This is a genomic window from Pseudooceanicola profundi (assembly GCF_050897955.1).
Classification (GTDB): Bacteria; Pseudomonadota; Alphaproteobacteria; order Rhodobacterales; family Rhodobacteraceae; genus Pseudooceanicola.
Genome location: NZ_JBPAXZ010000001.1, coordinates 3,158,853 through 3,177,302 on the forward strand (window position 1 = coordinate 3,158,853; position 18,450 = coordinate 3,177,302).

Sequence of the window (18,450 nt, forward strand, 5' to 3'; positions counted from 1 at the left end):
TTACTCCAAACGATCCGAGCGGATCGCGTATTCGGTGACGGTGAAGCCGAAAGGGTTCTGCCAGACATCGTCGATCGACCGGCTGTTCTCGGGTCGAAACTCAAACATCAGGGTTGTGGTGAAGAGCCCGTTTTGACTGCCGCGCGGCGAATTCAGCCGCTTGCGCAGGCGCACCTGGGCACGATTAGCACTGATGTGCGTGATCGACAAAACTTCGACTTCAAGGCGCGCATCTGTGCCGTAGCTGTCGGGCGGGTAGGCTTCATGGCCACTTGTCCAGAGCGCGCGCAGCCCTGCGGCGGCCACACCGTCCGACTGGTCCAGGACCCGCCGCACCCGCACGTCATTGTCGAGCTGATTGTATGTCTCTCGATCAATCACATAGCGGTAGACCTGTGCCTCGATGATAGCGGGGCGTTCCGTGAGTGAGACCGCTTCAACCATGGCATTGGGGAGGGCCATGCCGGTTTCGCTATCAAAGGGCACGATCATGGGCGGCGGGTCCACGTCGAACAGGGCAACAAGTGCAGCGGCGAGGCAGCCTGCCATGCCAAACGCCATGCCTGTCAGCCCCAGTTTCTGCCACATGAGCTCGCGTCGTCGTGCGCCGTAGACGAGCTCTTCTTCGATGATTTCTGCCTCGCTGCTCATGGGGTCAGTCCGCACGCAGGTCTGGCAGAGTGAAGTCCATGTAGCGGCGTTCTTCGGCTAGCGTTGCGGCATCCGCCACGCCGGACTGGCCCGCGCCAACGGTCTGAATAGCTTCGAGCTCCCACATGCGCGTCATGGCGATGGCCAGCTCGGCCGTAACGCGTGTGTTGTGATCGACGGCTTCCTTGAGCGTTTCCATGTCCGGGATCAAGGAAACCAGCTGTTCGACTCGTTCGAGGGATTGCGCAGCCTCTTCATAGCTGTTCTCAGCCGCTGCCGACATCACCGCCCCGGTGCCCGCCTGGCTGGCAATGCGTTCTGCACCAGGATTGCCGCTGCTGGCCATGTCGGACAGGCTGTCTTGATCGAACCCAGCATCTTCAAGGGCTTGCGTCATGCGGCCTTCCATCTGAGGGGCGGCGTTGCCGATCAGACCGCTGAAATCGCCACTTTGGATTTGCCGGATGGTGCCAAGGAGATCGCCGAACTCTTGGTCCAAAAGCCCATCGAGATCGCCACCCATGGCCATCTCAATGATGTCTGTCGCGCCGGTCAGGGCGGCGTAGGTTTCGTTCAACGTGTCGAGTTGCTGCTGCACCAGCTCGAGCTGCTCGAGAAGCGTGTCGAGCTGATCGGTCTGGATCCCGAAATCCTCCAGCATTTGCTGCAGCTGGCGAATTTCTTGGGCGATGTTGCGTGTGTCGACCGTGGGAACGCCTTGGGCAGATGCAGAGGACGCAACCAGCAATGCGCAGGTGGCAACGGTAGAAAGAAAGCGGATCATCGGAGTGCCTCCAAATCGAATTGCATGAAGTCTTGTTCGCGGGCTTGCGCGGCCGCCATGGCCAGCTCTGCCGCGCTAAGCGGGCGGGTATGGGCGGCCTTGAGGCGCGTGCGGATCGCGATTAGGCGAGCGAGTTCAGCCCGCGCGTAGGTGTTGAGCGACATGGCCGCGTGAATGTCGTCGGTCTCGCCAATGCGGGTGATTATGTCCTGCACGCGCTGCGCGGCCGCTTGCACCGAGACCAAGGAGTAATCGCCATAGACCCCCGCGCCAAAAGAGGTCAGGCTCATGGTGGAGTTGGCGAGCAAGACCGGATCGATCGTGCCGAGCGCATCGACGCCGCCGACGCGGGCAAGGTAGAGGTTGTAGCGCCCTGGAATGACCTGAACGTAGTGCTGAGTCTCGGCGAAGGGCGGCACGCCGCTGTAACGCTGCACATTACCAGGACCGGCGTTGTAGGCGGCCAGCCCGTGAATGATGTTGCCGTCAAACATGGCCAGCATCTGCGCCAGATAGCGTGCGCCGCCGGTGACCTGGATGTAGGGGTTTTCATAATAGGCAGGGTAAATCCCGAGATCCTGCGCAGTTCCTGGCATGATCTGGGTGAGGCCGAACGCGCCGACGGGGGAGCGCGCGCCGATAGTAAAGCGGCTTTCTTGCCAGATCAGCGCCTGCAACAAGCAACGCCATTGCTTAGGTGACAGGCCTGCAGCGCGCACGCCGGACATATGGTGCGTTTCTTGGGCGGCTCGGACGATAAGCTGTTCGATCGAGCCAGAGGCATCGCCGAACATCTGGGCTGCGCCGGGATTTGGGTCGACCGGACCATAGAGCGTTTCTGCTGCGCTGTCGGGCGTACTACCAGCTTCCAAGCTCGCGACCAGCACGCCGGAATTCCCGCTGGCCAACGTCGTGGCCTCGAGAATGTCTTCTAGCGCTTGGAGTTGTTCCTGTTCGAGCTCTTCGAGCTCTTCTTCTTTGGTCAGCCGATCTCGCTGCAGAGCCAGATCTTGTTCGCCCTGCTGCAGCACGCGCTCGCGCTGCAAGAACATGCCCGCATCAAAGGTCGGCACGCCTTGGGCATAGGCAAATGGCGCGGCGAGCGACACCAAGCCTGCAAAGATATGCAGGCAGTGCTTATTCACCGAGACCACCAATCGGTCCGAGCAGCTCGAAATTGCAGTTACTGCGGCTGACTTCGGCAAACGAATTGAAGCATTTTGCTTCCGACGGCCGGTATTCCGCGCAGGCTGTCAGAGTCAAAAGGGTGAGGGTAAGTACGCAAAGTCTACGCATCAATCTGTCTCCAAAAATCGAGGTTCTGGCGGTAATCCGCGCCGACCAGCGCTTCGCCTTTTTCCATGCCGCCAAGGATCGTGAGGTAAGGGCCAAGGGCGCTGAGATCAGCGTCAATCACCACCGAGCCTTGATCATCACGCACCAGCGCCAGACGGGAGTTGCTGCCGGTGCCGAGCAGAACGCTGAGCTCTTTTTCAGTGAGGCCCAGCATGGTGTAATCGCTGGCCGAGGCGCGGATGTTTGGTAGCAGAAGCTGCGTCGGCACAGCCTCGACGATCGTTTTGCCGGTGCGGGTCTTTTCAAGTTGGCTTGCGTATTGGGTCATCATCACGACAACCGCGTTCTGTTTGCGCGCCGTGACCAGCCAGTTGCTGAGCCGATCTGCGAAATACGGGTTGTCGAGCGCCTTCCAGGCCTCATCGATGATGATTAATGTCGGCTTGCGGTCCTCGATTACACGCTCCACCCGCCGAAACAGGTATGACAGGACCGCCATGCGCTCTTTCTCGCTTTCGCTGTCGAGAATGCCGGTCAAGTCGAACCCGACCACATCGCCATCGAGCGAGAAGGTATCCTCAGCGCTTTGGCCGAAGATCCAGCCATAGCGGCCATCAGCGGTCCATTCCTGGATCCGTTCGAACAGATCCCCCTCATCTGCCCCTGCCACAAAGAGTGAGGCCAGGTCTTGCCAGTTGCGCAGGGCGGCATCGCTCGCCCCGGCGTTCTGGCGCACTACTTCTTGGATGCGATTGATCTGAACAGGGCTCAGGGGCTTGTCAGCGCGATGTAGCAGTGTTGCCAGCCAATCAGAAAGCCAGGCTTGCCCGCGCCCGTCGATTTCGGTGCGCAGTGGGTTCAGACCGGTCACTTCTCCTGCCTTGATGGCGCTGTAGCGCCCGCAATTGGCGCGCACCGCCATTTCCATGCCCGCGCGATAGTCAAACACAAATACGCGCGCGTCGCAGCGACGGGCTTGGGTCATGAGGAAGGCTGACAAAACCGATTTGCCCGAGCCAGGACGGCCGAGGATCAAGGTGTGCCCGCCGGTCGGCTCTTTTTCTGGCTGACCCGTCTCATGATAGTTGAACAGGAAGCCCGAGCGTTCAGGTGTCGGGAAGAGGGTAATCGGCTTGCCCCAAGGCACTTTGTGCCCGGGTTTCCCCAGTTGACCACGATGCAGCGCCGCGAGGTCGGCAAAGTTCGTGTTGGTGATGGCGGCCTTGCGGCTGCGCATTTGCCCGTTGCCCGGATGCTGCGCGAAATAGTGGGTGCGTGCCGCAAAGCTCTCGTTCACTAGGTTTACGCCTTCACTGGCGGCAATGTTGCGCACCTCGGCGGCGATGGCTTCCAGCTTTTCTTCGGTCTCGGCGAAAACCGTGACTGTCATGTGATGATCGCCAAAGCTAAGGCGCTTAGATTCAAGATCGTCGAGCGCGTCGACCAGTTCTTCAGCAAGGGAAATCGCGCCGTCGTCACTGGCCTTCATCAGGCGCTGCTGGCGTTTGATCCGGCTTGCCATGATGTTGCTATTGATCGGCGTGAAGGAATGCGTGACCACCATGTCGACCGGCAGGTTCAGCTCATCGAACATGGTGCAGTTGGTTTTGGCCGGATAGGTCTTGATCGCAAAACTGGTGCCAAACCGTTTGCCCTTCGTCCCATCGTCGAGCGTGAAGCCTCGCCCCTGAAACGTGACGCGCGTGTTGGCCACATCCTCGGCAATGACGCCAAAGCGCGATTTTGCGAAGAGCGGTCGCTCTTGGCCGATGTTGAGCGCCCCGAGGAACCCGAGTAGCTCGCCATTTTTGGCCCCAAGCAGACGCGGGTTCATTTCCGCAAAAGACGACAGCAGAAACCCGATGACTTCCTCGAGCTTACGCAGCTGCTTGGCTGTCTGGTCTTTCAGCTGGGCGATCGAGTCTGAGCGCTTCAAGCGCAGTCGTGCGCCGAGGGGCGGACGTTTCAGAACTGTCAGCGTGAGCGTTTTGTCCCGCAGACCTGCCCGCGCCATTGCCATTTGCCAACGGCTGTCCAGAGCTTGGGCAAACCCCTCATTGGGCACCGGTGGCAAAGCGGTCTCGATCGATTTGGAGACCTTGTGCACGTAGAAACTGTACTCTGGCCCAATCTGCGCAATGATCGCCGCGAAGAGCGCGCGGATCTTCTCCAAATGTGCGTTATCGCTGGTCATGCTGTTGACGCCATCAAGGCGGATGCACTGGAACAAAGCATTGCCGCGTGTGCGGATCGTCACGTCATTCACGAGGCTGACATAGGGCAGCATGCTGGCCATAGGTCGCTCTTTGCGCGCCCAGTCTGGCAACGTTGCAAGATCATCCGAAGGATCACGGAGCATAGCTGTCCCCCGAATGGATCTTGCGGTTTGGGGTGGGCGGTGTCTCCTGCAAGGCGGTGACCATCACCTCAAGAAAGGCCGGGTCCCAGTCAGCAGCTTTCCACAGTGCAGGATAGGCCAGAGCGGCAATGATGATCACCAGCCAGCTCTGGACCCACAGAAACAGCAACACAAACCCGAAGAGCCAAACCATGGCATACATGATCGGTAAGCCGATGAGCTTTGGCGGCCGGATCAGGCCCAGGAAGAGACGGATTTGCGTCGCCATGCCGAATTTACGCGCCCCAGATGGCGGTCACGATGGTCGGCGCAGCTGCAATGCCTGCAATGGCGACCAGCACCCAAAGAGCTTGGCGGAAGTCCAGAATTCCAAAGAGCCAAGAGAGGAACACACCGATCAAAGCCAAGGTGCCGATGACAATGCCCAGGGGGCCTGTGATCGTGTCGACGATGCCTTGCAGGAGGTTCTGTACCGGCGAGAGGTCGATGCTCTGCGCCAAGGCGGGATTAGCAATCATCAAACTGGCCAGAGCCAGCGACAGGATCGTGCGGAAATGAATGTGCATCAGGAGGCTCCAGTCAGTCGGTCACGCACCGCCATGACGCGGCGCACGTGATTTTGGGTTTCTTGGTAGGGTGGGATGCCGCCATAGCGCGCGACCGCGTCTGGCCCCGCGTTGTAGGCAGCAAGCGCGAGTTCGGGCGTGCCGAACTGCGCCAGCATCATCAGGAGGTAGCGGGCGGACCCGTCGAGGTTGGCCTGCCAATCATGCGGATCCACGCCGAGCTGCGCGGCCGTCGCTGGCATCAACTGTCCGAGGCCGATCGCACCTGCAGAGCTGCGCGCATTCGGGCGATAGGCGCTTTCGATCTCGATATTGGCTTGGAAGAGGGCCTGCCACTCCGTCACCGACAGACCGGCGCGGCGCAACGCCGGGTGCCCGCCATATCGATGCGCGGTGCTTTCAAGGGCGGCGAGGATTTCGGGGCGGGGAACTGCGCGGGCGGGTGTAGGAGGCGGAGCTTCAGGCTCAGGCGCTGCAAAAACGATCAGCTCTGGCGGGTTTGCACCAATCCCGTCGACATAGCTTTGTGCAAAACCTGATTGGGGTGTTTTGGTCTCCAGCTGGCCATCGGCCCGCATGGAAAGCACGAAGCCTTCAGAATAGGCAGGGTCAGCAAGGAATGCTGCTAGGACGGCAAGTAGCTTAGCCCGCGTCGTCCAACGTGTGAGAGGCGATCTTGCCTTCAAGCATCGGGATCGAGACGATTGAAACACCAAGGCCAGCAAGGAAGCTGGATAAGCCATTGATTGTCTTGAACTCTCGGGCAGCCATGTTGTTGCGTGCAGTGACGAGCAGGCGACGCGTCTCGCCATCTGGCGAGACGCAATGCACGGTCCAAACTCCGGACCACTGAGCACCTGTACGTTTGGGCGTAACCCGGCACACAACATCTGCCGAATGGCCCTCGGCAAGCAACGTGCGCAGCCCGTCTTCACTGACAACATTGGGGGCGTCTTGCATCAAATTCATAGGATCGAGCCTTGCAGAATTGTGCATTGGCCCGGCAGTCCCTCATGGACTACCGAACCGATACAATATTATAATCTTGCAATCAATAGGTGCAATTTGAGTTATTGCGCCCTTCATGCGTTGAAACAAATTTACTGCAACGGAGTGGCTGAGCCAAGATAATATGGCGCTTTTGAAACCAACATGGGCGGTTATGGTCGTTCTGAGCTGGGGTTCTGCCGCGATTGCGGGCACTTGCCTGCCGCCTGCGCCGCCGTGGATGCCGACCGATGCCGATGACGTGCAGGCCTATGCGGATCTGTTGAAGCGCGATGCGGAGGCTTATTTTACCGATGTCGAGCGGTACTTTCGTTGCCTAGATCAGCAGAGGCGAGAGGTCTTCGACCAAGCGCGCGACGTCAGCGGAAGCTATGCGCGCGTTCTTGAGTTGCTGGACGACATCGGGAAATGACACCCGTCCCCAAGTCGAGACAACTACTGGCCAACAAAGCTCCATCAAAGTCGCTAGTACCGGACGCAGTTGCCCTAAGTTTTCTTGCCTCGAAAATCGGATTTTTGCGCTGAGCGACGACTTTGCTCAGCATAAGTGGCTGTGTTCGAGACATGTCGTTACGTTTGTCTTCGAAAGCTATCAGGAAAAGACAAACAACTCCACTGGTGTCGGGCGCTTGGGTGCGGCAAGTTGATCTGCGATTATGGTGTGGACTCGGTAAGGAACGGAAGTAATTTATGGCGGATTTTTCCAATGCGAAGTCAGAGCATCAAATCGCCTATCTTCTTAGGCATGCCGAACTGAACAATCACGTGAAAGTTGCTACAGCCGCAGTGGACCACCTTGGTTCGTTTTCCAAAGATCCAATGATTTTGGGCGATAGAATTTCACAGCTCATATTGGATGCGGGTGAACGTTGGACCCGAACAACATTTGCGGATCCAAAAGCGGAATTGGACGCAGTCCGAAGGCAGATTTCGGAAATGGCGATCGTACGCGTCTACTCTTCGTTCAACGTCTTTTCCGACGAGATTGACGGTTCTTACAATGACTACAAGCGGAACGCTGAGACTGAAGGTGGCAACACCATCGAGCGGATCTACTCTAAATTCGGTTGGAATATAGAGAGTATCTCGTATCTTTTGCCGGTTTTGAACTTCTACGAAGTTGCACGCCATTGTGTTGCCCATCAGATGGGCATGCCAAACAAACAAGTATCTACGCTTCTGTCAGATGTTGCGTTTTTATCTGCAATTGAAAATTGGCCCACCGTTATTGAGGGTCGCAAGCTTTCGCCGCCTCCGTCAATTTCAGATGGATGTCTGATGCTTTCACCGCACCATCCGATTACATACTCTGACGTTTGCTTGCGAATTGTTCGGGACATTGACAGCAAGCTGTTTGAAACATTGGGGCTAAAATACTATGCAAAACGCATAGGTCGGCGAGATATCCTCCAGCATAAACCTGGTTTTGAACCAGTCCAAAGGGACGCTTACGCCTATATCAGGCACAAATTGAGCACCGAGCATGGGATATCCGGTTTGACAATATCTGAGATACGGCAAAGCTTAGGCGGAGACGAGGAGGCCAAACGCTACTATCATAAGTACAACGAAAAACGGCTTTGCTGCGGACCCTAAAATTTCGTTCGCAATGCCGAACAAACTGAATGAAATATTCGCGGATAAGCAGGCCAACGGTACAACGATAAATTTCAAAGGTCTGCTATTTAGCCTTCCTTGCCGGGTTGAACGCGGTGTGGTTTGCGTCCCTTATCATACAGCGCCGCCTGCATCTCGCCGTTGTCCCACTGGTACAGCAGGCCGATTTCTTTGCCTGTTTTGATGCACGTAATGCGGCCGATGGCTTCGGCCGTTGTGCGAACACTCTCAAGTTTGGGCAAAACTAGCCCCTCTCGTTAAACAATTCCTTAGGATCGACCTCGAGGGCATCCGCGATCCGCTCCAGAACATCGATTGATGCTGAATTTTTGGCGAGTTCAATCTCGCTGATATAGCTGCGATCGATGTTCGCGGCCAAAGCTAGCTGTTCTTGGCTCAATCCTCTGGAACTTCTTAGATTCCGGACATTTAACCCTACTCGTTCCCGTAATTTCATGGCCTGTATTCGGCCAGATCACAAGAACCGCTCTACGGAATATATTCCACAAAACGCGCGCGAGCATCACAAACACTTTGCTCGCATATGGTGTGATGGTCAGGGTTGGAGGTAATGTGTCAATAATGTAGCAATGTAATCATAAGGCATTTATTGACATGAGGTGTAGACTTTTCAGAAACTGGACAGGCGGAGCTGTCGTGGCTGTACTCTCAGCCGTGGCCCCGCAGGCGGCTAAGGCCTATCAGGTTGACTGCGCCATTCTGCTTTGCCTGGCTGGTGGGTGGCCCGCGTCAGCAGAATGTGCTCATGCCCGCGCCGTGTTTATCCGCCGAATCACGCCCTGGCCGATTGAGCCGCCTTTGCAAATCTGGCGCTGCCCTATGGGCGTTTCTGAGCGCGCGCCTTTGCAAAGCACGGCCCCGAAGATCTGGGAGGCCAGCAATCACAATGCTCAGACACTTGCCGAGGTTATTCAGGCTCAGGTGGCTGAAGGGGGTGCCGATATCGATATCAGCGGTCTGGAATTCGATTTCGTGCGCTCGATCCGTGTCTGGGATGTGCGGCACTACAGCCATCGCGAGCGCGGTCGCGACGATGATTGCTCGGAGAGCTACAACATGCGTCTCGGGAGCTACGGTACGCAGGGCGAGTTCAACTGGCAACGCACGACACCAGCTGCTGCCCCGCAATGGGTTCTACCGTCACGGCGCTGTTCGTCGTCAAATTGGCGACGAGGCGTCGGTGTGGAATGGGAAGATCACGAAGGCAACCACGGATATGAGTGGGTGGCCTACTAATGCCTAATGCCCTTTTTTCCGTTCCCGTTTTGCCGTTTGGTGAATTGTGCTGTTGTTCGACAACGAGGGAACGAAGAGCACCCAAGGAACGGTTTCTCGTCTGGCCCCATTCGGAGAACCATGGTGCCTTGATTGCATGTAGGGCATTTCGCCCCTTCAGCTATGAGGTCTTTTAGTCGAATGGATTTCACCGATGAAGCGCTGCTTCTACCAACCGAAAGTAGTCGCTTGGTATAATCACATTCTGGATGCGCGCTGCACGCTTCAAACGGCCCAAATCGTCCGTTCTTTTGGCTCAGAGTGCCAGCCCCGCATTTTGGGCAGACCTTCAACGTAGCCTTTTCGCTTTTAATCTCGGTATGCCCGTCTTTGGCGAGCTCGACGACAAATCTCGAAGGCTTGTCCTGCAATGTGTAGATGCGCGTTTGTCGGCGGGCGCGAGTCAGGGCAACATAGAAAAGGCGGCGCTCCTCAGCCAGTGGAAAGTCATCGGGCTCTGGCATCGCGAGCTGCAATGCAGGGTCATCAACGATTTGGCTTGGAAAACCCATCAAGCCTTCGGTGACATTGAGAAGCATCACATAGTCAGCCTCGAGGCCTTTTGCGGCATGGGCAGTAGAATAACTGAGCTCAAGTTGATCGCCATAGGCGCGCTTCCAACTGTTGAAGCTGGCGGGCTTATCCTTGTGATAACGGCCCAAGAGCATGATCGTGATTTTGTTACCGTTGGGAACGTCAAGCTGGCCATTTTTGGCGGCACCATGCAGCTGCCTAAGATCTTTCTCGATGCGCTCATGAGCGCCACTCATCGTCTCCGCTGCAAATGTATGAAGTCCGGCTCTTTCATAAGTGTTGGTGGTTTCAACAGCCTTTCTTATTTGGATGGGATTCTTCTGGATGAAGTCGCTGGATGCTTCGCACAAAACCTGAGGGCATCGGAACGTTCTGCTTAGTGTGAGCTGTGTGGCGTTCGGGAATGTTCGGTCGAAACCGGTCATGACAGAAATATCGGCACCAGCGAAACGGTTGATCCCTTGCCAGTCATCGCCAACAACGCACAAGCTTGCGGAAGTCCCTGCGCTTTCTATGAGGGCTTTGAGTAAACGCAACTTAGCCTGAGAAACATCCTGAAACTCGTCCGCAAGAACCATGTTGAAGGGGCTTTGATATTTACCTTCTTTCAGGTGCTTGATTGCATCGAGCAACATGTCATCGAAATCGATGCAGTTTTCGACGGCAAGACGCCGCTGCCATTCCTCGGCGACCCTTTCGTAGAGCTTAACGAAGCGCGTTAGCCGATCGCGGTGGCCACGCTCATGATTAGAAATCTTCTGGTGCAAGTCCCTCGGGCTCAATCCATTGCTTTTGACATGCTGCTGGAAAGCACGGATCGTCGAGGCTAGTTGCTTGGTTGGTATTGGCTCTTGGCCGGTGGGTTTGCGGTTCTCGTCGAACTCTAGAACTTCGCCGTTTTTTTCCAGTTCGGATTTCAGCCGATCCAGGTCGTTACCGTTTCGCAAGCCATGCGAGGTGGTTTCGAATAGCTGGGTTCCTTTTTCGTCGTGTAGCTCCCTTTTCCAGAGGACACCCGAAACATAGTCGCCGGAAAAATGGGCCGGTGCCTTGCCATGCGCGTCCAGCGCAAAATGCTCGTGGTAGAGGTGCAAGCGGGGGTAATAAAAGTCAGGATGGTATTGGGAGTGCGCTTCTGTGGCAGTGTCGTGTTCGTATGCTCGTTCGTACTCATATGGCACGCCGTGGTAGAAGAGAAAATCGCAGATCATGCGCTCTTCTTGGCTCTTAACCAGTTTCCCGTCTGCAGTTGGAATGCTGCCTTTACCTATGACGTCGGTTTGCGGTTGCTTGAGGTTGTCCCACTCATCAATGCCGCGACCGTAGACCGTTCTGAACAGATCCCAGTCAAGCCGGAAGCGGGGATCGCGTTGGCGAAGATCTTCTACAATTTCTGAGACGGCTTGAACGTCTTTGCCTGGTTCAACCCAGTCAGCCAACCTTGGCTTTCGCCCGGTGCTCTTTCCGATTACCTCCAGGCCGAAAGCATTGAATGTCTTTATATTCATGCGTCGGATGTTGGGAAAATCACCAAGGCGTTCTTTGATACGAGCTTCCAGTTCGTCCTTTACAGATCGGTTGAACGCAAGAATCAAAATCTCCTCAGGTGGGACCAAGCCCTCCATTAGGGCATACCCGACACGTGCAACGAGAGTTGATGTTTTACCGGATCCTGCGGCGGCAACGATTTGAAGCGCGTTGTCCATGCAGATACAGCAATCCATTTGCTCATCGGTGAGTGGGTTCCGCTCGATCGACGAAAAAAAATCGCTCAACCGTTCTTTCTGTTTTTTGCCAAAAGCGGAGTTGGCCGCATCAAACTCCTTTGCAAGAGCCTTCTGAAAATGCGAATACTGCGAAGTGGGTTCAGCTTCTTCGCTCCCGTTCTTAAATGGTGGAAAGCGTCGGACAATGTTCTCGGCTTCACCTTTGGGGATCCATCTGTTCGGTTCAATGGATGTTGACCAAGCGCTGCGCCAATCTGAATACTCTGAACTGGGCCCAATTGCTGGGACTCTCTTTGGAACGACCCTCGTTGAAGGGGGGGATCGCTCCACTTCTTGGTCGCCACCACCCCAGCCATTGATTTTGTTAAACCAGCTACCCAACGCCACTGTGATAGCAAGAACATGCGGCATAGCCGCGATCAAACAAATTGGATTGAGGCAAAAGCCGAAGAATAGAAGTTGATTGAGGACCATCACAACTATGAATGTCCAAGTATAGGTTGAGGCAACGTGTTTCGTGCGCTGCCAAAGTGTTTTGGGCATCTTTCTTCTCGGCAGATTCTGGAGGTTAAACGGTAAATTCGCTAACCATTGCCGCCTTTCTGATTGCTCTGATGAATCGCCTCCATCCGAGCGGTAATGTCGCTCGCGATGCTCTCGTACAGCGCCGCTTGGCGCTCTCTCGCTGAGCCCGGTTTAGGCGTTCTGCGTCGTATTCTTTTTGCAAGCCAAAAAAGAAGCCTTGCAGCAGGATCGGTGACGTTTTCCGGTACAGGGGCCGGATAGTTTTCTTCGAGGAGGGCAACGACCTCAGCATTCATGCTGCGATGGTTGGCCTCGGCCGCGAGGCGTATTCGATCGCGTAGGCCATCTGGCAGCCGCACGATGAATTTATCCTGATTTTGAGCGCTTTGTTCTGGCATGGTGGCACTGTGCCATAAAAAGCGATTGACGCAATAGTGGCTAAGTGCCACTAACGGGATGTGGTTTCAACCTGGAGGCGTTTCATGAACAGTCGTAAACCAATGCAACTTCGGCTTCCGCAAGAGCTCAAGGAGTGGATCAAGGCGGAGTCAGATCGCAATGGAAATTCCCAAAATTCAGAAGTGATCCGTGCCATTCGGGCAGCGAAAGACAGGCGATCCACGTTCGGATCAGTTGGAAAAATCAATATGGATCAGAGTGATAATGCGCGTTGTTAACGAGTAAGAGAGGTGCCGATACGATGACGAAAGCAAGTATACAGACAAAAGCGAAACAGGCAGCCTCAGCCTTCATCCGCGAGGCGCGGGAGGCAGGTTGGCAGCGGGCAAAATTCGAAATCAAGCCTGATGGCAGTGTCATCGTCGATGCCAACATGGTCGCGCCAGAGGCGGCAGACGACTTTCTCAACAGTGACCTGAGAATGGGCGAATGACTCGCAAGAGCTTGCCCAAATACGTCTACAATGACCGGGGGTATCTCCGGTTCATCCGGCGTTCGCGCGGCATCTCTGTCATGATGCACGAGGAAGCGGACACCCCGGAATTTTGGGATCATTACAATCGCCTGCTGAAAGGAAAACCAGCGCCTGCGCCGGTCAAACGCAATTTTGAGGCGTTGATCCTTAGTTACTACGAGAGCGACGCCTACAAGAAGCTGAAGCCTCGGACGAGGTCCGATTATCGGCGGTATATGAGCCACATTCGTGAGATCTGGGCCGACAAAGACCCGGCCAGGATCGAAACCCATCACATTTATGAATTGCATCGGGCTAATGCGGATCATTGGCGGCAAGCCAACTATCTTGTCCAGGTCATGGTCGTCCTGATGAATCACGCCCGATTGATTGGCTTCATCAAGAAAGAGCACGGCAATCCGGCAAAGGGCATTCCGCTTTTCAAGCAGCAGAGCGACGGCTGGGAGCCTTGGCCAGATGATGTTCGGGCCGAGTTCGAAGCGCTGGCTTCAAATCGGGCGCGGCTGGTCTACGAGCTTTGCGTTGGAACAGGCCAGCGTATTGGCGATGTCGTGAAGATGAAATGGGAGCACTTCTCCGATGAAGGATTCGACTTCACGCAGGGCAAAACCGACAAACCGCTTTGGATCCCGCTTACCGACCGCCTGAAAACTCATCTCGACGGGCTCGCACGAACGGACGGCACCGTTGTTACGGACGCCAAGGGGCGACCAGTGAGCTATCGGATCGTTGCGGAGGAAATGCGCACCATCAAGAAGAAGATGAAGCACGAGAAGGCGAGCTACTACAAAACGCACGGGCTCAGGAAAAATGCGACGATCGAGCTGTATCTGGCTGGATGTGATGACGAGATGGTCAAAGCCGTCACCGGCCATTCAGGCGTTGAGATGCTCAAAAAGTACGGTGGGCCGATCCGGCAAAGAGAGCTCGCGAAGCGCGCTCAAGAGGCAAGAAACCAAATGGAACGAAGCAAGTCCGAAACGTGAAAGTTTCAACGGTTGTTTCAAAAATGGCAGTGAAGGAGAGGGGAAATGACGCAAGTCATTGATTTTATTGGAGGCGAGTACCGGAATCGAACCGGTGTACACGGATTTGCAATCCGCTGCGTCACCACTCCGCCAACTCGCCTCGGAACGGTGCGCGTGGGGTAGCCGATAAGTGGCGTCACTGCAAGTGGCCTCCTCATCGCATTCTTGGGGTAAAAGTGCCGCAGACGCGAATTGACGCCCTGGCCACCGTTGCCGCGCCCGGATGATTGTGCCAAAACATCCGCAAAGCCAACTTCCCGAGCGTGTACCGCATGACTGATTTCGCGACCCGCCGCACCATGATGGTCGACGCACAGATACGTCCCGCCGACGTAACCAAATTCCCGATTATCGACGCGATGCTGTCCGTCCCGCGCGAAAATTTCGTGCCGCATGACCTGAGAGAGGCGGCCTATCTGGGCGAGAATGTGGATATCGGAGAGGGGCGCGTCCTGCTTGAGCCGCGCACTCTGGCAAAAGCGCTCGACGCGCTGGAGCCGGAACCGGAGGAACTTGCACTCGTCGTGGCGGCAGGGACCGGCTATTCCGCGGCCGTGATGGCCCGGATGGTCGAGGCCGTCATCGCCCTTGAGGGGGATGAGGCCCTGTGCAAGGAGGCGCAGAACGCCCTGACAGAGATCGGGGCCGACAACGCCGTCGTGGAAACCGGAGCGCCGGAGGCCGGTGCGCCGGATCACGGCCCCTATGACATCATCTTTATCGATGGCGCTGTAGAGCAGGTGCCCGAAGCACTGACCGATCAGCTGAAAGAAGGCGGCCGGATTGCCGCGCTGATCGTCGAAGGCAAATTGGGCACGGTGAAAATCGGTCACAAATCCGGCGGCAAGACGCACTGGCGATTTGCGTTCAACGCATTTGCTCCGGTTCTTCCGGGGTTCGAAAAGGCAAAGACATTCGCGCTTTGATCCGACGTTGCCAAATGGCGCGGATCTTGGAAAACAGGCAGCGACGGAGCAGGAGCAGGGCATGGAACTGAAAAGATTTTTCGGCAAAGCCGCAGGTGTGGCGGTTCTGTCCGCAGCGGGACTGCTGTTCACGCAGGGCACCGCCCGGGCTGAGACGCTGGCTGATGCGCTGGCATCGGCCTACAACACCTCCGGCTTGCTGGAACAGAATCGCGCCCTGCTGCGTGCCGCCGACGAGAATGTGCCACAGGCGCTCTCCGCGCTGAGACCCATCATTTCCTGGTCCGCCAGCGCGTCGCGCACCTTTGGTGAGACGGCCAGCGCCACGTCTGGCTATGCCCTCGTCGGCACGGAAAGCGGCAGCGCGAGCCTGTCTCTCTCGGCGCAGATCCTGCTGTACGATGGTGGCGCATCCAGGATTGGTGTGGAAATCGCCAAGGAATCCGTTCTGGCGACGCGTCAGAGCCTCGTGGCGGTCGAACAGCAGATCCTGCTGCGCGCCGCCAGTGCCTATCTCGAAGTGCTCCGGGCGCAGGCCTTTCTGGATCTGCGGCAGAACAACCTGCGGCTCCTGACACAGGAGTTGCGGGCTGCAAAGGACCGGTTCGAGGTTGGCGAAGTCACCCGGACGGACGTGTCCCTTGCCGAAGCCCGGCTTGCCGCGTCCCGGTCCAATCTGGCGACGGCGCAGGGCACGCTGGCACAGGCGCGGCTGGAATATCTGACGGCCGTTGGCCATGAACCCGGCAGCCTGTCGCCCGTGCGCGCTCTGACCGGGCTTCCCGCCACGGCAGATGCGGCGGCGGCGCTGGCGCTGCGCCAGCACCCGGCGCTGCTGCAGGCACGCTATCAGGTCAATGTGGCAGAACTCCGGATTGCGGTCGCCGATGCGGCACTCAGCCCGTCGGTGTCCCTCAGCGGGAGCCTGAGCCTCAGCCGGAACTTCTATAATGACGGGCGCAGCCAGACCGGGACGATCTCACTTGGTGCGTCCCAGCCCATCTACTCAGGGGGCAGCCTTAGCTCGCTGCAGCGTCAGGCGCATCAGAATCGCGATGCGGCGCGGTCGGGGCTGCATGTGACTGCGGGCGATATCCGGCAGAATGTCGGCAATGCAATCGCCACCCGGCAATTGCTGCGCGCCTCCTATGAGTCGAGCCAGCAGCAGGTGCGTGCCGCGCAGCTTGCTTTCCAGGGCGTACGCGAAGAAGCAACCCTTGGCGCCAGAACCACACTCGATGTGCTCAACGCCGAGCAGGAACTGCTCGATGCCCGCGCCAATCTTATTTCCTCCGAGATTGACCAGCTTGTTGCCGGTTACTCTCTGCTGTCCGCGATGGGAGAACTCACCGCTCAAAAGCTGAAGCTCAAGGTCAGAACCTACGACCCGGCCGGCTATTACAATATGGTCAAGGATGGTCCGGCAGGACTCAGCAAGCAGGGCAGACAGCTCGACCGTGTGTTGCGCGGGCTTCAAAAAGAGTAAAAGCCGAACCTTCCATTGAGAAAAACCGCCTGTCGCGTTACGCTGCGGCAGGCAAGAGCGGTTGGTATGACATGGCAGATTCTGTAACGAACGTTCAGATCGAGGACGTTCTCGCATCGATTCGGAAACTCGTCTCCGAAGAGGTCCGCGCCCAGGGGGGCGTCGCAGGTACGTTAAATCTGAACGCCGGATCGGCGCGCCCGCAGGTTTCCGAACCGCCTGCGGCCACGCCCGGCCAAGACCGTGCCCGGCCCGCGCAGGATGACACGCTGGTGCTGACCCCGGCCCTGCGCGTGTCGGTCGAGCAGCCGCTGGCCGCGCAGCCGCAGCGCCGCAAGTTCACCACGCCGCCGATCCCGACACCGCCGTTCTCCTCTGCGGAGAATACGCCGGACGATCCGGCACTGACCGCAGCCGGCGAGGGGGCCCCGGACCCGGACGAAGCCGGCTTTGTCGAGGTGGAGGATCACGTCGCCCTCGATGCGGAGCTGATCAGTATCGTCAAACGTGCGACGTCCTTTGCGGAGGCCCCCGAAGACCCGGCGGAAGAGGACGACCCCTTTGCCGCTGCGCCCGACGATGCAATGACCCCCTACGCCCGCGCGTCGGAATTGGAGCCGGAGCAGGCAGCGGTCAGGCCCGACACAGGCGGTGCCCAAGACCTCGGGCAAGACGTGCAGCAGGATCGTCTGCAGGCGGCAGAGCCGTCGCATGACGAGGATGACCTCGCGACCGAGGGTGCGGCGGCAACCGGCCCCGCAGACCAGGATGCGTCTGACACCGAAGCGCTCGTCCCCGGATTTCTGCGCCGCAACGGCATCACATCGCTTGAAGACCGGATCGCGGCACTTGGCTCCGCCATGGACCCGCAGGACGAATGGGAACCGGAAGCCGACGATGTAGACGATGCGCTTCCGGAACAAGCATCCTCCTTTCTGCCGTGGTCGGATATGGAAGATGCCGTCTCGGCCGATGAATTCGTCATGGGCAGCCCGGACGAGCAAAGCAGCGGGCTGACACTGTCGACGCGGACGGATCGGGTGTCGGCTGTGCCGCGTAAGTCTGGCAGCGACGCGCCAGCACAGCCCGGTGCGCCGGTGGCCGGGACAGCGGCCGCTGACGACACGTTTGGCGCTCCGGATCAGGAAGACGCGCAGGATGACGAGGCCATCGCGATTGCGTTTGCCCGCGATGAAACCGATGACGAGACCGTCCTGACCGAGCCGGACAGTGACGAGACCTGGCAAATTCCCGATGCGCCGCATGCGGCCATGTACCAAGACCGCACCCCGGCAGAGCCTGTCGGTGAACCCGACGCGCCGGCAATGGAGGCCACCGGCCCCGCGCCTGACGAAAGCTTTGCGACCGACGGCACAGAAGACGAGGGTGAGGATTGGGACGACATCGTGCGCTTCCCGGCTGCGGGTCCCGATCTGGCCATGGAAGACACAGATGACGCGCTGGAAGAGCCAGAGCCGGAAGACGCGCTGACGCAGGGAGCCGGCCCGGCCCCCGTGCAAGATGAACGTCTGGCCTTGGACGATGGCGCCTATCTCGACGAGGAAATCCTGCGGGATCTCGTCTCGGAGATTGTCCGCCAGGAGCTGCAGGGCGCCCTGGGAGAGCGGATCACCCGCAATGTGCGCAAACTGGTACGTCGGGAAATCCACCGCGCCCTGGCCGCGCAGGACCGTCTCTGACACAGGCCCGTCG

The 18,450-nt window shown here is 57.6% G+C and carries 21 protein-coding genes and 1 tRNA gene; 9 read left to right on the forward strand and 13 right to left on the reverse strand.

Annotated features, from left to right (window positions below):
- From ACRARG_RS15930 to ACRARG_RS15965, 8 genes are all read right to left on the reverse strand, one after another.
- Entirely contained in the window at positions 1 to 651 is a 651-nt protein-coding gene (locus ACRARG_RS15930) for a VirB8 family type IV secretion system protein (RefSeq protein ID WP_432690999.1), read from the reverse strand.
- 4 nt (positions 652 to 655) lie between these two features.
- Positions 656 to 1,435: a type IV secretion system protein gene (locus tag ACRARG_RS15935; RefSeq protein ID WP_432691000.1), complete on the reverse strand. Its 780-nt coding sequence runs from the start codon at positions 1,433 to 1,435 to the stop codon at positions 656 to 658.
- Positions 1,432 to 2,487: a lytic transglycosylase domain-containing protein gene (locus ACRARG_RS15940; RefSeq protein ID WP_432691381.1), complete on the reverse strand. Its 1,056-nt coding sequence runs from the start codon at positions 2,485 to 2,487 to the stop codon at positions 1,432 to 1,434. The genes ACRARG_RS15935 and ACRARG_RS15940 overlap by 4 nt, the downstream gene beginning before the upstream one ends.
- A 236-nt stretch (positions 2,488 to 2,723) precedes the next feature.
- Positions 2,724 to 5,090: a VirB4 family type IV secretion/conjugal transfer ATPase gene (locus tag ACRARG_RS15945; protein ID WP_432691001.1), complete on the reverse strand. Its 2,367-nt coding sequence runs from the start codon at positions 5,088 to 5,090 to the stop codon at positions 2,724 to 2,726.
- Positions 5,080 to 5,358: a VirB3 family type IV secretion system protein gene (locus ACRARG_RS15950; protein WP_432691002.1), complete on the reverse strand. Its 279-nt coding sequence runs from the start codon at positions 5,356 to 5,358 to the stop codon at positions 5,080 to 5,082. Before ACRARG_RS15950 ends, ACRARG_RS15945 begins: the two co-directional genes overlap by 11 nt.
- Before the next feature lie 7 nt (positions 5,359 to 5,365).
- Positions 5,366 to 5,656: a TrbC/VirB2 family type IV secretion system protein gene (locus ACRARG_RS15955; RefSeq protein ID WP_260081729.1), complete on the reverse strand. Its 291-nt coding sequence runs from the start codon at positions 5,654 to 5,656 to the stop codon at positions 5,366 to 5,368.
- Positions 5,656 to 6,234 carry a lytic transglycosylase domain-containing protein gene (locus ACRARG_RS15960; protein ID WP_432691003.1) on the reverse strand — a complete coding sequence of 193 codons (579 nt, stop codon included), beginning with the start codon at positions 6,232 to 6,234 and terminating at the stop codon, positions 5,656 to 5,658. The genes ACRARG_RS15955 and ACRARG_RS15960 overlap by 1 nt, the downstream gene beginning before the upstream one ends.
- Positions 6,235 to 6,298: 64 nt before the next feature.
- Positions 6,299 to 6,616 (reverse strand): hypothetical protein, encoded by a 318-nt coding sequence (locus ACRARG_RS15965; protein ID WP_432691004.1) that lies wholly within the window; start codon positions 6,614 to 6,616, stop codon positions 6,299 to 6,301.
- 202 nt (positions 6,617 to 6,818) lie between these two features.
- On the opposite strand from ACRARG_RS15965, the gene ACRARG_RS15970 reads away from it, so the two are divergent.
- Positions 6,819 to 7,076 carry a hypothetical protein gene (locus tag ACRARG_RS15970; protein WP_432691005.1) on the forward strand — a complete coding sequence of 86 codons (258 nt, stop codon included), beginning with the start codon at positions 6,819 to 6,821 and terminating at the stop codon, positions 7,074 to 7,076.
- A 278-nt stretch (positions 7,077 to 7,354) separates the two neighbouring features.
- On the forward strand, positions 7,355 to 8,260 hold the full coding sequence (locus tag ACRARG_RS15975) for a hypothetical protein (RefSeq protein WP_432691006.1): 906 nt from the start codon (positions 7,355 to 7,357) through the stop codon (positions 8,258 to 8,260).
- 89 nt (positions 8,261 to 8,349) lie between these two features.
- Here the strand turns inward: ACRARG_RS15975 and ACRARG_RS15980 are convergent, their stop codons facing one another.
- Both ACRARG_RS15980 and ACRARG_RS15985 read right to left on the reverse strand, forming a co-directional pair.
- Positions 8,350 to 8,523 (reverse strand): hypothetical protein, encoded by a 174-nt coding sequence (locus tag ACRARG_RS15980; RefSeq protein WP_432691007.1) that lies wholly within the window; start codon positions 8,521 to 8,523, stop codon positions 8,350 to 8,352.
- Between the two features lie 2 nt (positions 8,524 to 8,525).
- Positions 8,526 to 8,738, reverse strand: coding sequence for a helix-turn-helix domain-containing protein (locus ACRARG_RS15985; RefSeq protein WP_058239030.1), 213 nt, complete (start codon positions 8,736 to 8,738; stop codon positions 8,526 to 8,528).
- Between the two features lie 383 nt (positions 8,739 to 9,121).
- Between ACRARG_RS15985 and ACRARG_RS15990 the strand changes: the two genes are divergently transcribed.
- Positions 9,122 to 9,538, forward strand: a complete 417-nt coding sequence (locus ACRARG_RS15990) for a hypothetical protein (RefSeq protein WP_432691008.1) — start codon at positions 9,122 to 9,124, stop codon at positions 9,536 to 9,538.
- Here ACRARG_RS15990 and ACRARG_RS15995 read toward each other — a convergent pair.
- A complete protein-coding gene (locus ACRARG_RS15995) occupies positions 9,535 to 12,312 on the reverse strand; it encodes a UvrD-helicase domain-containing protein (protein WP_432691009.1) in 2,778 nt (925 codons plus the stop codon). The two genes, ACRARG_RS15990 and ACRARG_RS15995, sit on opposite strands and share 4 nt — an antisense overlap.
- Before the next feature lie 110 nt (positions 12,313 to 12,422).
- Positions 12,423 to 12,761 (reverse strand): Arc family DNA-binding protein, encoded by a 339-nt coding sequence (locus ACRARG_RS16000; RefSeq protein ID WP_432691010.1) that lies wholly within the window; start codon positions 12,759 to 12,761, stop codon positions 12,423 to 12,425.
- Positions 12,762 to 12,863: 102 nt separating this feature from the next.
- Between ACRARG_RS16000 and ACRARG_RS16005 the strand changes: the two genes are divergently transcribed.
- The 3 genes from ACRARG_RS16005 to ACRARG_RS16015 are packed head-to-tail and all read left to right on the forward strand — an operon-like array spanning position 12,864 to position 14,283.
- Positions 12,864 to 13,040, forward strand: coding sequence for an Arc family DNA-binding protein (locus tag ACRARG_RS16005; RefSeq protein ID WP_432691382.1), 177 nt, complete (start codon positions 12,864 to 12,866; stop codon positions 13,038 to 13,040).
- Positions 13,041 to 13,063: 23 nt separating this feature from the next.
- Positions 13,064 to 13,255, forward strand: coding sequence for a hypothetical protein (locus ACRARG_RS16010; protein WP_432691011.1), 192 nt, complete (start codon positions 13,064 to 13,066; stop codon positions 13,253 to 13,255).
- Complete coding sequence (locus ACRARG_RS16015; protein ID WP_432691012.1) at positions 13,252 to 14,283, forward strand: site-specific integrase; 1,032 nt, start codon at positions 13,252 to 13,254, stop codon at positions 14,281 to 14,283. The genes ACRARG_RS16010 and ACRARG_RS16015 overlap by 4 nt, the downstream gene beginning before the upstream one ends.
- A 68-nt stretch (positions 14,284 to 14,351) precedes the next feature.
- Here the strand turns inward: ACRARG_RS16015 and ACRARG_RS16020 are convergent.
- Positions 14,352 to 14,425, reverse strand: a tRNA-Cys gene (locus ACRARG_RS16020).
- Between the two features lie 172 nt (positions 14,426 to 14,597).
- Between ACRARG_RS16020 and ACRARG_RS16025 the strand changes: the two genes are divergently transcribed.
- The 3 genes from ACRARG_RS16025 (at position 14,598) to ACRARG_RS16035 (ending at position 18,437) form a co-directional block, all read left to right on the forward strand.
- The gene (locus tag ACRARG_RS16025; RefSeq protein ID WP_432691013.1) at positions 14,598 to 15,251 is read left to right on the forward strand and encodes a protein-L-isoaspartate O-methyltransferase family protein; all 654 of its coding nucleotides are present in this window, start codon (positions 14,598 to 14,600) and stop codon (positions 15,249 to 15,251) included.
- Positions 15,252 to 15,312: 61 nt separating this feature from the next.
- A complete protein-coding gene (locus ACRARG_RS16030) occupies positions 15,313 to 16,737 on the forward strand; it encodes a TolC family outer membrane protein (protein WP_432691014.1) in 1,425 nt (474 codons plus the stop codon).
- A 71-nt stretch (positions 16,738 to 16,808) separates the two neighbouring features.
- The gene (locus ACRARG_RS16035) at positions 16,809 to 18,437 is read left to right on the forward strand and encodes a hypothetical protein (RefSeq protein ID WP_432691015.1); all 1,629 of its coding nucleotides are present in this window, start codon (positions 16,809 to 16,811) and stop codon (positions 18,435 to 18,437) included.
- Positions 18,438 to 18,450: the final 13 nt, after the last annotated feature.

Coding starts and splice junctions, on each gene's coding strand:
- ACRARG_RS15995 (WP_432691009.1), bottom strand. CDS start 12,312: ATGGTCCTCAATCAACTTCTATTCTTCGGCTTTTGCCTCAATCCAATT.
- ACRARG_RS16035 (WP_432691015.1), top strand. CDS start 16,809: ATGGCAGATTCTGTAACGAACGTTCAGATCGAGGACGTTCTCGCATCG.
- ACRARG_RS15960 (WP_432691003.1), bottom strand. CDS start 6,234: ATGCGGGCCGATGGCCAGCTGGAGACCAAAACACCCCAATCAGGTTTT.
- ACRARG_RS16005 (WP_432691382.1), top strand. CDS start 12,864: ATGCAACTTCGGCTTCCGCAAGAGCTCAAGGAGTGGATCAAGGCGGAG.
- ACRARG_RS15975 (WP_432691006.1), top strand. CDS start 7,355: ATGGCGGATTTTTCCAATGCGAAGTCAGAGCATCAAATCGCCTATCTT.
- ACRARG_RS15965 (WP_432691004.1), bottom strand. CDS start 6,616: ATGCAAGACGCCCCCAATGTTGTCAGTGAAGACGGGCTGCGCACGTTG.
- ACRARG_RS15990 (WP_432691008.1), top strand. CDS start 9,122: ATGGGCGTTTCTGAGCGCGCGCCTTTGCAAAGCACGGCCCCGAAGATC.
- ACRARG_RS15985 (WP_058239030.1), bottom strand. CDS start 8,738: ATGAAATTACGGGAACGAGTAGGGTTAAATGTCCGGAATCTAAGAAGT.
- ACRARG_RS16010 (WP_432691011.1), top strand. CDS start 13,064: ATGACGAAAGCAAGTATACAGACAAAAGCGAAACAGGCAGCCTCAGCC.
- ACRARG_RS15930 (WP_432690999.1), bottom strand. CDS start 651: ATGAGCAGCGAGGCAGAAATCATCGAAGAAGAGCTCGTCTACGGCGCA.
- ACRARG_RS15945 (WP_432691001.1), bottom strand. CDS start 5,090: ATGCTCCGTGATCCTTCGGATGATCTTGCAACGTTGCCAGACTGGGCG.
- ACRARG_RS16025 (WP_432691013.1), top strand. CDS start 14,598: ATGACTGATTTCGCGACCCGCCGCACCATGATGGTCGACGCACAGATA.
- ACRARG_RS15935 (WP_432691000.1), bottom strand. CDS start 1,435: ATGATCCGCTTTCTTTCTACCGTTGCCACCTGCGCATTGCTGGTTGCG.
- ACRARG_RS16015 (WP_432691012.1), top strand. CDS start 13,252: ATGACTCGCAAGAGCTTGCCCAAATACGTCTACAATGACCGGGGGTAT.
- ACRARG_RS15940 (WP_432691381.1), bottom strand. CDS start 2,487: ATGTTCTTGCAGCGCGAGCGCGTGCTGCAGCAGGGCGAACAAGATCTG.
- ACRARG_RS16030 (WP_432691014.1), top strand. CDS start 15,313: ATGGAACTGAAAAGATTTTTCGGCAAAGCCGCAGGTGTGGCGGTTCTG.
- ACRARG_RS15955 (WP_260081729.1), bottom strand. CDS start 5,656: ATGCACATTCATTTCCGCACGATCCTGTCGCTGGCTCTGGCCAGTTTG.
- ACRARG_RS15950 (WP_432691002.1), bottom strand. CDS start 5,358: ATGGCGACGCAAATCCGTCTCTTCCTGGGCCTGATCCGGCCGCCAAAG.
- ACRARG_RS15970 (WP_432691005.1), top strand. CDS start 6,819: ATGGTCGTTCTGAGCTGGGGTTCTGCCGCGATTGCGGGCACTTGCCTG.
- ACRARG_RS16000 (WP_432691010.1), bottom strand. CDS start 12,761: ATGCCAGAACAAAGCGCTCAAAATCAGGATAAATTCATCGTGCGGCTG.